General features: G+C 37.8%; 10 protein-coding genes and 1 riboswitch. Of the genes, 1 reads left to right on the top strand and 9 read right to left on the bottom strand.

The genetic code is table 11. The annotated features are described in order from the left end of the window. Window positions 1-31: 31 nt before the first annotated feature. The 6 genes from mtnP to ribD form a co-directional block, all read right to left on the bottom strand. The gene (gene mtnP, locus VPHSUH08_RS00320; RefSeq protein WP_004697166.1) at window positions 32-826 is read right to left on the bottom strand and encodes an S-methyl-5'-thioadenosine phosphorylase; all 795 of its coding nucleotides are present in this window, start codon (window positions 824-826) and stop codon (window positions 32-34) included. A gap of 109 nt (window positions 827-935) precedes the next feature. After that, the gene (gene hslO, locus VPHSUH08_RS00315) at window positions 936-1814 is read right to left on the bottom strand and encodes an Hsp33 family molecular chaperone HslO (protein ID WP_021148164.1); all 879 of its coding nucleotides are present in this window, start codon (window positions 1812-1814) and stop codon (window positions 936-938) included. 197 nt (window positions 1815-2011) lie between these two features. Further along, on the bottom strand, window positions 2012-2473 hold the full coding sequence (gene ribE, locus VPHSUH08_RS00310; protein WP_004697404.1) for a 6,7-dimethyl-8-ribityllumazine synthase: 462 nt from the start codon (window positions 2471-2473) through the stop codon (window positions 2012-2014). Between the two features lie 69 nt (window positions 2474-2542). Further along, the gene (locus VPHSUH08_RS00305; protein WP_004697328.1) at window positions 2543-3745 is read right to left on the bottom strand and encodes a bifunctional 3,4-dihydroxy-2-butanone-4-phosphate synthase/GTP cyclohydrolase II; all 1203 of its coding nucleotides are present in this window, start codon (window positions 3743-3745) and stop codon (window positions 2543-2545) included. Window positions 3746-3760: 15 nt separating this feature from the next. After that, window positions 3761-4417, bottom strand: a complete 657-nt coding sequence (locus VPHSUH08_RS00300; protein ID WP_004696980.1) for a riboflavin synthase — start codon at window positions 4415-4417, stop codon at window positions 3761-3763. After that, window positions 4398-5612: a bifunctional diaminohydroxyphosphoribosylaminopyrimidine deaminase/5-amino-6-(5-phosphoribosylamino)uracil reductase RibD gene (ribD, locus tag VPHSUH08_RS00295; RefSeq protein ID WP_004697371.1), complete on the bottom strand. Its 1215-nt coding sequence runs from the start codon at window positions 5610-5612 to the stop codon at window positions 4398-4400. Before ribD ends, VPHSUH08_RS00300 begins: the two co-directional genes overlap by 20 nt. 67 nt (window positions 5613-5679) lie before the next feature. Further along, window positions 5680-5795: riboswitch (FMN riboswitch) on the bottom strand. Between the two features lie 293 nt (window positions 5796-6088). Here ribD and poxB point away from each other — a divergent pair. Next, the gene (gene poxB, locus VPHSUH08_RS00290; RefSeq protein WP_004697269.1) at window positions 6089-7831 is read left to right on the top strand and encodes a ubiquinone-dependent pyruvate dehydrogenase; all 1743 of its coding nucleotides are present in this window, start codon (window positions 6089-6091) and stop codon (window positions 7829-7831) included. A gap of 96 nt (window positions 7832-7927) precedes the next feature. Here the strand turns inward: poxB and VPHSUH08_RS00285 are convergent, their stop codons facing one another. The 3 genes from VPHSUH08_RS00285 to VPHSUH08_RS00275 form a co-directional block, all read right to left on the bottom strand. Then, window positions 7928-8386 carry a hypothetical protein gene (locus VPHSUH08_RS00285; protein ID WP_004697195.1) on the bottom strand — a complete coding sequence of 153 codons (459 nt, stop codon included), beginning with the start codon at window positions 8384-8386 and terminating at the stop codon, window positions 7928-7930. A gap of 49 nt (window positions 8387-8435) precedes the next feature. Continuing rightward, window positions 8436-8753: a hypothetical protein gene (locus tag VPHSUH08_RS00280; protein ID WP_004697299.1), complete on the bottom strand. Its 318-nt coding sequence runs from the start codon at window positions 8751-8753 to the stop codon at window positions 8436-8438. 127 nt (window positions 8754-8880) lie between these two features. Next, the gene (locus VPHSUH08_RS00275; RefSeq protein WP_004697377.1) at window positions 8881-12672 is read right to left on the bottom strand and encodes a PolC-type DNA polymerase III; all 3792 of its coding nucleotides are present in this window, start codon (window positions 12670-12672) and stop codon (window positions 8881-8883) included. Between the last annotated feature and the right edge of the window lies 1 nt (window position 12673).

The raw sequence follows: 12673 nt of genomic DNA, 5'->3' as shown, positions 1-12673 counted from the left end.
CGATAAACTATTGTGTATCATTATGAGTTGATTATAGTTTAAAACCACCATATTCATGCATGCGATTATGAGCATCATAACGAGCATCCACATCGATTGCATCAATAGCTCCTAAGATAAGAGATTTTAGTTGAGCCGCCATATTGCCCATCATTTCTACAACTTCCGCATGTGTCAAAGCAGATTCAGAAATACCTGCTGCATAGTTGGTAATCATAGAGATCGTAGCATATGCCATTTCAGCTTCATTCGCTAAATTTACTTCCGGTACATTTGTCATACCTACTGTATCGCCACCGAGCATGTGGAACATTTTGATTTCTGCAGGAGTCTCAAAACGAGGGCCTTCAGTACATACATAGGTACCGCCATTATGTATCGTAAGGCCTTGTTCCGTACCTACCTTTTGAAGAATATCACGTAATTCAGGGCAGTATGGATTTGTTACATCAAGATGTGCCACTGGACGGTCCCCACCTTCATAAAACGTAGTGATGCGGTTCTTTGTAAAATCTAAGAATTGGTCAGTCAACACAAAATGACCTGGCTTAAAGTTCTCATTTATAGAACCTACTGCTGTCGTGGAGATAATAAATGTAACGCCTAGTTTTTTGAGGCCCCAAATATTAGCACGATAGTTAATTTTGTGTGGAGGAATTGTATGATCTTTGCCGTGACGAGCTACAAAGATTACAGTTTTCCCATGGTATGTACCTTGTACATAATCTATTTCACCATATGGTGTCATTAAGGATTCTTCATGAATATTTTCAAAGATGGACGGATCATAAACACCAGTACCACCAATTATGCCAATTGCACTCATTGTGACCTCCTATTATTAATAACTCTATCTTTTATTTTCTCATAGAATAGAAAAACAGGCTATAGGAAAAACCTAGTAGCCTGTATTTTTTCTACATATTATAAAGTTTTTATTGAATTGGACCTTTTGGGATGAACATATCTTGTAACTCTTCACGTGTGAAATGATATTTTTCATTACAATAATGGCAAACAAGCTCTGTTACGTCATCTTCCAAAATAGCATTCTTATCTTCTTCACGTAATGTCATTAGCACACTGGCAAAGCGATCACGACCACAACGACATTGGAAATGAATTGGTTCATTATATACTTCATTCACAGTTAAACCATCGAGAACACGTTCCATAAGACCTTTACCATCTGGGTTTGCTTTCAAATATTCTGTAATAGGACCAAGTTCATTAATATTCTTTTCTACTTGTGCTAATGCTTCATCTGTAGCATCCGGTAAGGCTTGTACGATAAAACCTCCAGCTACAACCGTATGGTAATCTGGATCTACTAATACACCTAAACTAATCGTAGACGGTACTTGTTCAGATGCATATAAATAATATGCCAAATCCTCTGCTACTTCACCACTTTGAATCGGGCTTGTAGAAGTATAGTCTTGCGCTAACTGCGTGAAACGAGTCACTTGCACTTCCCCATTATGACCTACGGCAGAACCAACATCAAGCTTACCAGCATGCTTTAAAGGTACATCAACATGTGGATCATCTACATAGCCTCGAACCGTATTATCAGAGAATGCATCTACATGAACTACACCTAGTGGACCATCACCTTTAATACGAAGACTTACGTTTTCATGGTTTTTAAAATCCCCAGCTAATAAAATAGCTCCCGTCATAGCACGACCTAAAGCAGCTGTTGCTACAGGCCATAAATCATGACGTACACGAGCTGTTTCAACTGTATCGGTTGTTACAGCTAAAGACATACGAACCCCTTCTCGGGTTGTAAAACGTTTTATATAATCCATTCTATCATTCCTTATTTCTACTGATTTTATTAAGGTATTACTTTTATATTGCTTATATAGTATATCATGTCAAATATTTAACTTTCAATAATAGAGAATATATGTTCGTCTAGTCTTATTTAAATTTAAAAGAACATATTTTCGATGATATAAAAACACCCAGTACCATAAGATACTGAGTGTTATATATACAATTCTTAGATTTGATCGATAAGGTTAACCATTTCGATTGCACCCATCGCACAATCATAACCTTTATTACCCGCTTTTGTACCTGCGCGTTCGATAGCTTGCTCAATGTTTTCAGTAGTTACTACACCAAACATAACAGGAATACCAGTTTCCAAAGATACATGTGCGATACCTTTGGCTACTTCGTTGCATACATAATCATAATGAGTAGTGGCCCCACGAATAACAGCACCTACACAAATAACTGCATCATAACGACCAGATAAAGCTGCTTTCTTAGCAATCAAAGGAATCTCATAAGCACCTGGAACCCAAATTACTGTAATATCCTCTTGTTTAACATCGTGACGAAGTAAACAATCTTCAGCGCCTCCGATTAATTTAGATGTAATGAACTCGTTGAAACGAGAACCGATAATAGCAAATTTCTTACCAGTACCTAATAAGTTACCTTCTTGAACCATCATTATATTGACCTCCTTTATTCCATCTAAGGAAATATATATGTAACGACCGAGTTATATGGTGAAAGTTAATTAGTCTTCTAACATATGACCCATTTTCTCTTCTTTTGTTTTTAAATAGCCTGCATTAAATTTATTTGCAGCAATGATGAGTGGTACACGGCTAGTTACATTGATTCCCCAATGTTCTAAGCCATGACGCTTTTCGGGATTGTTAGTTAATAAGCGGATGCTTTTAATACCCAAGAAACGGATAATTTGAGCCGCTAAGGAGTATTCACGCATATCTGCAGGGAAGCCTAATTGTTCATTTGCTTCTACTGTATCAAGGCCCTGTTCTTGTAATGCATAGGCTTTAATTTTATTGGTCAAACCAATGCCACGGCCCTCTTGTCGCATATATACAACAACGCCTTTGCCTTCTTTTTCAATAGCGCGCAACGCATTGTCTAATTGTTCGCCACAATCACAGCGCTTAGAACCAAATACATCGCCTGTTAAACATTCAGAATGAATACGTACAAGCACATCGCTACAATCTTGAACATTGCCCTTTACGATAGCTAAATGCTCTTTATGATCTAATTCATTTTTAAATACAAAGATATTAAAATCACCAAATTTAGTAGGCAACTTAGAACAAGCACCAAGCTCAACCATATCTTCATGTTGTTTACGATATTCTATAAGTTCTGCTACAGAAGCAATTTTCAAGTCATGTTCTTTAGCAAATTCCATAAGATCCGGTAAACGTGCCATATCGCCATCATCTTTTGTGATTTCACAAATAACGGCAGCCTCTTGTAACCCGGCTAAACGACAAAGATCAATAGATGCTTCTGTATGACCTTGTCGTACCAATACGCCTCCCTCTTTATAGACAAGTGGGAACACATGACCTGGACGGCGAAAATCTTGAGGTTTTGCAGATGGATCTAATAATTTTTGGATTGTATAGGCACGCTCTGCTGGAGATACACCGGTTGTAGTATCTACATGGTCAACAGTAACAGTGAAAGCAGTTTCATGGTTATCAGTATTTTTAGTAACCATTGCAGGAATGCCAAACTTTTCTAACGCTTCGCGGCGCATAGGCGTACATACGATACCGCGAGCGTATTTAACCATGAAGTTAATGTTTTCTTGCGTCGCAAACTCTGCAGCAATGATAAGATCACCTTCGTTTTCACGGCTTTCATCATCAACGATAATAACAGGTTTACCAGTTTTAAGGTCTTGTAAGACTTCATTAATAGAATGTAATTGTTCGCTCATAGGAACGCTCCTTACTTATATAAATCCATTCTCTACTAAGAGGGATTGCATAGATTTTTTAGGCTTTTCTTCGGTAGGTTCACTACCAAGATTCATAAAATGACGAATATATCGTCCAGCAATATCCGTTTCTAAATTGACCTCTGTTCCAATATGAGTAAAACCTAAAATAGTTTCACTCAAAGTGTGAGGAATGATAGAGACGGAAAAACTACTTTCTGTTCGTCGCATAATTGTGAGGCTAATTCCATCGATGGTAATGGAGCCCTTATAGATAACATAATCCATAACGGATTTTGGAGTTTCGATAGTAAAGATAATGGCATTATCGGTTTGTTCACGATTAATAATACGACCTGTACCATCTACATGGCCTGCCACAATGTGACCACCAAATCTACCATTAGCAAGCATAGCTCGCTCTAAGTTGACTGGTTGATGGACTTTCAAATTAGTAAACGTAGTCATCTTAATGGATTCTGGCATCACATCCGCTGTAAATATACTATTGCCAATCGTTGTGGCCGTCAAGCACACCCCATTAACAGCTACGGAATCACCAACTTTTAAATCGCTAAAAATTTTTTCTCCTCGAATTGTTATGGTTAAGGATTTAGGGCCCTTTTTAATGTTCTCGACGCGGCCAATTTCTTCAACGATTCCCGTGAACATAAGCGCCCCTCCTTCCTTGACGATACGCTTCAATGCGAATGTTATTATCTAATACTTTAATCTTGGTGAAAGTTAGTTGTGGCGAAGCCTTTAAACTTTCAAAACCTCGACCTCCTACAGCTGGTGTTGCATCGTTACCACCAATAATGGTATTTCCAATATATGTTACGACCTTATCAAAGTTCTTCGTTTCCACAAAGGAACTGATAATTGCAGATCCACCTTCAACAAGAATAGATGTGTAACCTAGTTCACCTAGTTTTGTAAGAATATCATCGATAGATAATTTCTTAATATCAATCACAATGTCTGTGCTCTTGCTTTTACGAGTAGAAATAGATTCTACTACGGTTACTTGAGCACCAACTTGTTCTAATACTTGTATCCGATCCTTAGGACAACCTTTAGATACGAATATATGAATCTTGCGATTATTTATTTCAAAGACGCGACTAGTAGTAGGTGTTCTACCAAGACTATCCAAGATAATTACATCTGGTTGATGAATCGTAATCGGTTCATCAAGTATGCTTTTATCTAATAACGCATCTGATAATTCACTATCCGTTAAACGACAATTTAACTGTGGATTATCTGCCAAAATTGTACCAATTCCAACGAGCATGGCATCATGCGTGGCACGCAACACATGTCCATCGCGACGAGAGGACTCATTTGTAATCCATTGAGATTGTCCAGTAGATGTAGCAATTTTCCCATCTAATGACATAGCACTTTTTATAGTGACAAAAGGCTTACCTGTCTGTATATAGGTAAAGAAATGCTCATTTAGTTCAGCACATTCATCACTACATACGGGGCAAACAACCTTAATACCTGCTTCACGAAGTAACTCCATTCCCTTTCCAGAAACTAGTGGATTTGGATCTGTACTACCTACTATTACTTTAGCTATGCCAGCCTCAATGATACGAAGCGCACAAGGTGGTGTTTTTCCATAATGAGAACATGGCTCTAATGTTACGTATAAAGTAGCACCTTTGGCATTATCACCTGCTTGATTTAGTGCATGCACCTCAGCATGAGCTGTACCAGCTTTATGGTGATAACCTTCACCGATTATTGTATTATCTTTTACCACAACAGCACCAACCAAAGGATTTGGTGAGGTGTGACCTGTGGCTAATTTTGCCAGTTCAATGGCGCGCTTCATATATACTACGTCATCCACCATATCACCTCAATAAAAAAAGGACTATTACATAGTCCTTGGGTCATCATAAATGCGCACAACAAATGTGCCTCGTCTTTTCTCATCCAGACTCTACTGTCGGTATCGGAATTGCACCGATTCATACCAAAAAGGTTCGCGGACTTTACCGCCGGTAAGGAATTTCACCTATCCCCAAAGACTTATCTATTTTGTTTATGAATTAATAGTAACACTTTTATTAATGTTATGCAAGAATAATAGTTTTGTATTGAGAAAGAATATTAAATAATTTGATTAAAATATAATTTTTAGAACACAAATACTAGAATAATATAAATAATAATATATATTTACTTTTAATATAAACATATATAAACTATGTATACAGTAAATAGTAACTTTTATCACATAATTACAAGTTAAACAAGTCTAATATAGTATATATGGTTTGAATAACCATATTTTAATGATAGTAATTATTAAATATAGGTGATAATATGGCAAAAAAACGAATTTCTGATGTACTTATAGAAGTCTTAGCCAATGCGGGCATCGAACGCATTTACGGTATCACTGGAGATAGTCTAAACTCTGTAAATGATAGTTTACGCCGCAATGGTAAAATTGCTTTTGAACATGTACGACATGAAGAAACAGCAGCCTTTGCTGCCGGTGCAGAAGCATCCCTAACTCATAAACTAACTGTATGTGCTGGTAGCTCTGGTCCTGGCAACTTACACTTGATTAATGGTCTCTTCGACTGTCATCGCAATCGTGTTCCAGTATTGGCCATTGCTTCTCACATTCCTCAATCTGAAGTAGGTTTGAACTATTTCCAAGAAACACATCCAGAAAATCTATTCAAAGAATGTTCTTGTTTCTGCGAACTTGTATCCAATCCTAAACAAATGCCGGAAATTCTATTCCGTGCTATGAACGCTGCTGTTGGTAACCAAGATGTTGCAGTTATCGTTCTTCCTGGTGACGTTGCCGTTATGGAAATGGAAATTGACGAATTACCTGTATGGACCCCACCTCGTTTACCTCATATCGTTCCACAACGAGAAGATATTGAAGAAATGGCTGCTCATTTAGAAACAGGCAAACGTATTACCCTATTCTGTGGTGCCGGCTGTGAAGGTGCCCATGACGAAGTGGTAGAATTAGCAAAACGCTTGCAAGCACCGGTTGTACATGCTTTCAGAGGTAAAGAATGGGTTGAATGGGATAATCCATATGATGTAGGTATGACTGGCCTATTAGGCTATACATCTGGCTACCGTGCTATTGAACAATGTGATACATTGGTAATGCTTGGTACAGACTTCCCTTACCGTCCATTTTATCCAGAAAATGCGAAAGTAATACAAGTAGATAGAGATCCTAGTGCTTTAGGTCGTCGCGTACCTCTTACACAAGGTATCATTGGTACTGTAAAAGATACGTTAAAAGAATTATTACCTCTTGTAGACCAACGTGGTGATACTGAATTTATCGACACAGTGCGTAAAGCGTACACTAAATTTAGAGGTGATTTAGATAGTTATGCCGTTGCCGAGCCAGATGGTGTAGCAATTCACCCTCAATACTTCGTAAATCGCCTCAATAAACTAGCAGCAGAAGACGCGATCTTTACCTTTGACGTAGGGACTCCAGTTATTTGGACTGCTCGCCATCTAAAAACAAATGGTAAACGCCGTATTTTAGGATCCTTTAGCCACGGCTCCATGGCTAATGCTATGATGCATGCTATTGGCGCTCAAAATGCTTGTCCAAATCGTCAAGTCATCTCCCTCTCTGGTGATGGTGGCTTTACAATGATGATGGGCGAAATGTTAACATTAAAACAACTTAACTTACCTATTAAAATCTTTGTATTCAATAACGAAGAACTTAGCTTTATCGCTATGGAAATGAAGGCTTCCGGCTATCTAGACTACGCTACAGACTTTGTAAATCCAGATTTCGGTAAACTTGCTGAAGCTGCTGGTATCAAAGGTGTGAGCATTCATAACTCTAGCGAAGTTGATGAAAAAATCATGGAAGCCCTTAACCATAATGGCCCAGTCATCGTTAACGTTCGCGTAGATAAACAAGAACTTGCTATGCCTCCTAAAATTGCATATCAACAAGCTAAAGGCTTTAGCAAATATTTAATAAATGCAATCCTTGATGGCCGTGGTACAGAGCTTAAAGAAATGGCCAAAACAAACTGGATGAAATATAAATCCTTATACTAATATTGCAAAATTTACAAAATCTGCCAAAATAAATAAACTGCAAAACTTTCAAAAAGAGGTGTCATCATTCGATGATACCTCTTTTATTGCATAATTTTAATCATATACTGTTATAAAACCTTCAGTCCAGCCCCTTAAATTGAGAGTAATTGTATCAATTCCTAAACAATCTAAACCATATACTTTAAATATATCCCAGGTCTTATACCACTTTAATGCTTTCTCTGCATATTCTAAAGTGCTAAATAAACCTATGTATCCAGAACTGGAATAATATGGATCTATATCGTAATCATACCAAACACCATAAATTTTGTTATTTACTATTTCATAGTTAATATCATCACCTATATGAGCACAATCATTTAAATAGTGATTTTTTATAGAAAAGGAATTATCATTTAACTTAGAAAATCCAGACAATATTTTAGATTCAACTAGAGCCTCTTCAGCTAATGATATATCAGAAAAAAATCCTAATCCAAAATATTCTGTATAAGGTAGCTCTTCATTCTTTTTATAGTGTGCTAACGCTTCATATATTGGAATTCTCATAATTCACCAACTTGATTCAATATACATATAACAGATTAACTATTTCTTGTTATCTATAATAATCATCCTCGTAATCGTCTTTATACCGTATTGCATTGACCTCCGATGGAGATAATACATTTCCCTCTTCATCTACATATTCCCGGAATTCGTTAAAGTATACACCTGGAATATCTGATTCTTCTAATTCAGGACTATCTTCTGGCTTAATATACCAAAGTTTAATATCATCAGCTTGATTCGAAAGTCGATCAGTTATGTTAAAAGTATTACTATTTTCTTCTACTTTTGTATTTAGTTTAGGCACTTTAGAAACACTACTATTTGATGAATAGATTCCTAATAATTTTAATAAACTACCTATCATTTCCCAACACTCCCTTGCACCAATGATATATATTAATTATATTGTAGCAAACTACATAAAAATAAGCACTATATCGACATTTGAGATATAGTGCTTACTTTGTATTTGAGTCTTACCTTGTATTTTGTTATGCTCCAAAGAGTGACATTTGTTCATCTTCAGGTAGTTCACCACAGCATTTGAGGTCTTTCATAAGATCAATGATGGTATTTGATACTTTACAACGGCGTTGTAAGTCTTTTAGAGATGTAAATGGACGTTCATTTCTTTCCTCGACGATAGCATCAGCCACTGTTTCACCAAGTGAATCAATAGCTAAGAATGGTGGCAATAAAGCTCCATCCTTAATGCTAAAGCGTCTAGCTTCAGAATGTTGAATATCTACATTAATAAAACGATAGCCTCGTTGATACATTTCCATAGATACTTCCAAGGCACTCATAAGGTCCTTGTCTTTAGGGCTGGCAGCACGATCAAGAGCCTTGATACGGTTAAACTCGGTCAATTGTGTTTTAAGGTCTCCTGTCATGATTCGTAAGTCGAAGGCTTTCGCGCGAATGGAGAAATATGCTGCATAGAATGCCAATGGATGGTATACCTTAAACCATGCAATACGGAAGGCCATCATTACATATGCTACCGCATGGGCCCTTGGGAATAAATAGGAAATCTTTTTACAAGACTCAATAAACCATTCAGGAATATTATTTTCACGCATTTCTGCTTCAAATTCCGTTGTAGCTTGACCTTGTTTATTTCGTTTTTCAATCCCCTTCCCTTTACGTACGTTTTCCATAACGAAGAAGCTGTGCTTTCTATCCATACCACGATGAATCAAGAAGTTCATTACGTCGTCACGGGTGGAAATAGCTTCGTTTAACTTACAAGTTCCATTTTTAATAAGGTCTTGCGCATTATCGAGCCATACATTCGTACCATGAGAGAAACCAGAGATACGTACTAAGTCAGAGAAGGTTTGCGGACGAGAGTCTTCCAACATGCCCCGTACAAACTTCGTACCACATTCTGGTACGGCTAAGCTGGCTACCTGGTCACCTTGCAATTGTTCAGGTGTTAAACCAATCCCCTCTGTAGAGGAAAACAAGCTCAATGTCTTTGGATCATCAAATGGTATTGTCTTAGCATCGATACCTGTCAAATCCTCTAGCATACGAATAATTGTGGGATCATCATGGCCCAGAATATCAAGCTTAGTCATACGACCTTCGATGGAGTGATAATCAAAGTGTGTCGTTAATACGCCACTTTCCTTTTTATTCGCTGGATGTTGTATGGGCGTAAAATGATGCACATCCATATCTCGAGGACATACCATAATACCACCAGGGTGTTGTCCCGTAGTATTCTTTACATTTGTAAAGCCTTTCGCTAAATGTTCAAAGAATCCATTGCGGGCTTGTATATCTCGAATTTCGGCGTATTTTTTAACATAACCAAAAGCAGTTTTATCAGCTATAGTACCAATTGTACCGGCTTTAAATACATTGTCACGACCAAATAGTTCTTCCGTATATTTGTGAGCTTTTGCTTGGTAATCACCGGAGAAGTTAAGGTCAATATCTGGAACCTTGTCACCTTCAAAACCAAGGAAAATTGCAAATGGAATATCATGTCCATTTGTTTGTAAAGCATGACCGCATTCAGGACAGTCTTTACGAGGCAAGTCAAAGCCCCCTGCATATTCACCCTTTTCAAAGAATTCTGAATATTTACAGTTAGGGCATACATAATGAGGCGGTAATGGGTTTACCTCTGTAATCTCAGACATGGTAGCGGCAAAGGATGACCCTACGGAACCACGGGAACCTACGAGATACCCATCATCAAGAGATTTTTTTACCAGCTTATGAGCGATGTAATACAATACGCCGTAACCATTGGAAATAATACAATCCAATTCATAATCGAGACGTTCTTGTACGACACGAGGCAATGGATCACCATAAATAGCCTTCGCATTTCTATAGCACATTTCTGTGAAAGCTTCGTCAGCACCTTCAATCTTAGGTGAATATGTACCATCAGGCACTGGCTTAATATCTTCAATGCTATCATTAATAGCACGTGTATTAGTAACGACTACTTCGTATGCTTTCTCTTCGCTTAAATAAGGGAAGGACGCAAGCATTTCATCTGTAGTACGTAAATGTAAATCTGGCTGTTCGTCTGCATCTGGATAACCACATGCAGTTAACATGATTTCACGATAAATTTTTTCTTCTGGTGTCAGGTAGTGAACGTCACAAGTAGCACATACAGGTTTGTTTAAGGCTTCTCCTAATTCGATAACGGTCTTATTCATATCAATAAGTGCCTGCTCGTCGGGCATGAGACCTTTACGAACCAAAAACGTATTGTTAGTATGTGGTTGAATCTCAAGATAATCGTAGAAGGATGCTACTTCCAAAAGCTCTTCTTTTGTAGCTCCACGAACAATGGATTGCATAAGCTCCCCTGCTTCACAGGCAGAACCGATGATAATACCTTCACGATGTTCTTCAATAACGGAGCGAGGCAAACGCGGACGAACTTTGTAATGTTCAAGGTGAGAAATGGAAATCATTTTATATAAATTACGCAAACCAACCATATTCTTAGCTAATAAAATAATATGGTAACGTTTATCTTTTTCTTTCTTTTTCTTTTTATCTAGTACAGGCTCTTCATCTTTTATTACCGTTTCATCTTCGATGAGGTAACCTTCTACACCATAGATAACTTTAACACCTAACTCCTTACCAAGAGCTTGCGCTTCTGGGAAGGCTTGTACTACGCCATGATCCGTAATAGCCACCGCAGGATGACCCCATTTTTTAATTGTTTTAAACAAGTCTTTTACAGATACGAGAGCATCTTTATCACTCATCTTAGTATGTAAGTGGAGTTCCACACGAGAGTCCGGACGATTTTCAGTTCGTTCCACACTAGTAGTTTCTATTGCTTCAATACTGCGAATAGAAAGGATATAATCCTTGTCAAAACGATCATCAAAGCTGACACTACCTTGTACGCGAACCCGTTGTAAGCCTTTTAGTTGTTTTAATAATTCATCCCCTTCTTCAGGACTGTTCGTAAACTTGATAAATTTAATGCTATTTGTATCATCTACAATGCTGCCGTTAACGATACTTTTACCCGTCTTAGTATCACGTTTATCTAAACCAACAAAGACACCTTCAAAAATTACACTAGGTGTATCCAAGGTCCCCATGATTTTAGATGTGACCCCTTCAATTTTAGGTCCTAAAATCATGCCTTCATCAGTAGGTGCATCCTTTGGTACACGACGAGGATATTTACCATCCCCTTCACTTCCTTTAGCCGTAGATTTTGTAGTTTTTTTAGGTCCAAAGCCTTTGCTTGCTTTAGGTGTACTACTCACAGATGCGATAGTATCACTACTGCTAGATTCGGCAGCCGTATGATTAGAACGAGACACAACAACTGGACTATTGTTGAAATAGCCTAATTCAATAGCTTCTACAAATGGGGCAAAATCATCTTCGTCTACATCATCATATTCATCTTGTTGGTCATAACCCGCAAAAGACTTGCCTCTAGGTTCTTGATTTTTAGCCTCTTCAGCTTCACGTTGTGCTTCAGCCGCTTCAATCCATTCACCAGCACCACAGCCACCGCCATAATAATAGGTATCTAACCCTTCACCCGTTTCAGTATCTACTTTCCAAGCAAAGCAACAAGCTGTATCTGTATTTGTTGGAATATCATCAAAAGAGATATTTTTTTCCTTATACCATGCAGACAACCTTTCACGTAGACTAAGCAATGTGGAAAATGCAGAGTCTGCTGCTTGAATCGTCACATGTTGGCTATGACAGTTCACATAGAAGGATGATTTCTTATTCCGTTTTGGTACAACACGATAACGTACTTTCATT

Source organism: Veillonella sp. S13054-11 (genome assembly GCF_002959795.1).
GTDB classification, from domain to species: Bacteria; Bacillota; Negativicutes; order Veillonellales; family Veillonellaceae; genus Veillonella; species Veillonella parvula_E.
Note: the sequence above shows the minus strand (reverse complement) of the source record. Positions and strands in the feature narration are given on the sequence as shown.

What these genes read in the sequence shown, in the direction of transcription:
- poxB (WP_004697269.1), top strand. Translation starts at nt 6,089, where the DNA reads ATGGCAAAAAAACGAATTTCTGATGTACTTATAGAAGTCTTAGCCAAT.
- VPHSUH08_RS00300 (WP_004696980.1), bottom strand. Translation starts at nt 4,417, where the DNA reads ATGTTCACGGGAATCGTTGAAGAAATTGGCCGCGTCGAGAACATTAAA.
- hslO (WP_021148164.1), bottom strand. Translation starts at nt 1,814, where the DNA reads ATGGATTATATAAAACGTTTTACAACCCGAGAAGGGGTTCGTATGTCT.
- VPHSUH08_RS00280 (WP_004697299.1), bottom strand. Translation starts at nt 8,753, where the DNA reads ATGATAGGTAGTTTATTAAAATTATTAGGAATCTATTCATCAAATAGT.
- VPHSUH08_RS00305 (WP_004697328.1), bottom strand. Translation starts at nt 3,745, where the DNA reads ATGAGCGAACAATTACATTCTATTAATGAAGTCTTACAAGACCTTAAA.
- VPHSUH08_RS00285 (WP_004697195.1), bottom strand. Translation starts at nt 8,386, where the DNA reads ATGAGAATTCCAATATATGAAGCGTTAGCACACTATAAAAAGAATGAA.
- VPHSUH08_RS00275 (WP_004697377.1), bottom strand. Translation starts at nt 12,672, where the DNA reads ATGAAAGTACGTTATCGTGTTGTACCAAAACGGAATAAGAAATCATCC.
- mtnP (WP_004697166.1), bottom strand. Translation starts at nt 826, where the DNA reads ATGAGTGCAATTGGCATAATTGGTGGTACTGGTGTTTATGATCCGTCC.
- ribD (WP_004697371.1), bottom strand. Translation starts at nt 5,612, where the DNA reads ATGGTGGATGACGTAGTATATATGAAGCGCGCCATTGAACTGGCAAAA.
- ribE (WP_004697404.1), bottom strand. Translation starts at nt 2,473, where the DNA reads ATGATGGTTCAAGAAGGTAACTTATTAGGTACTGGTAAGAAATTTGCT.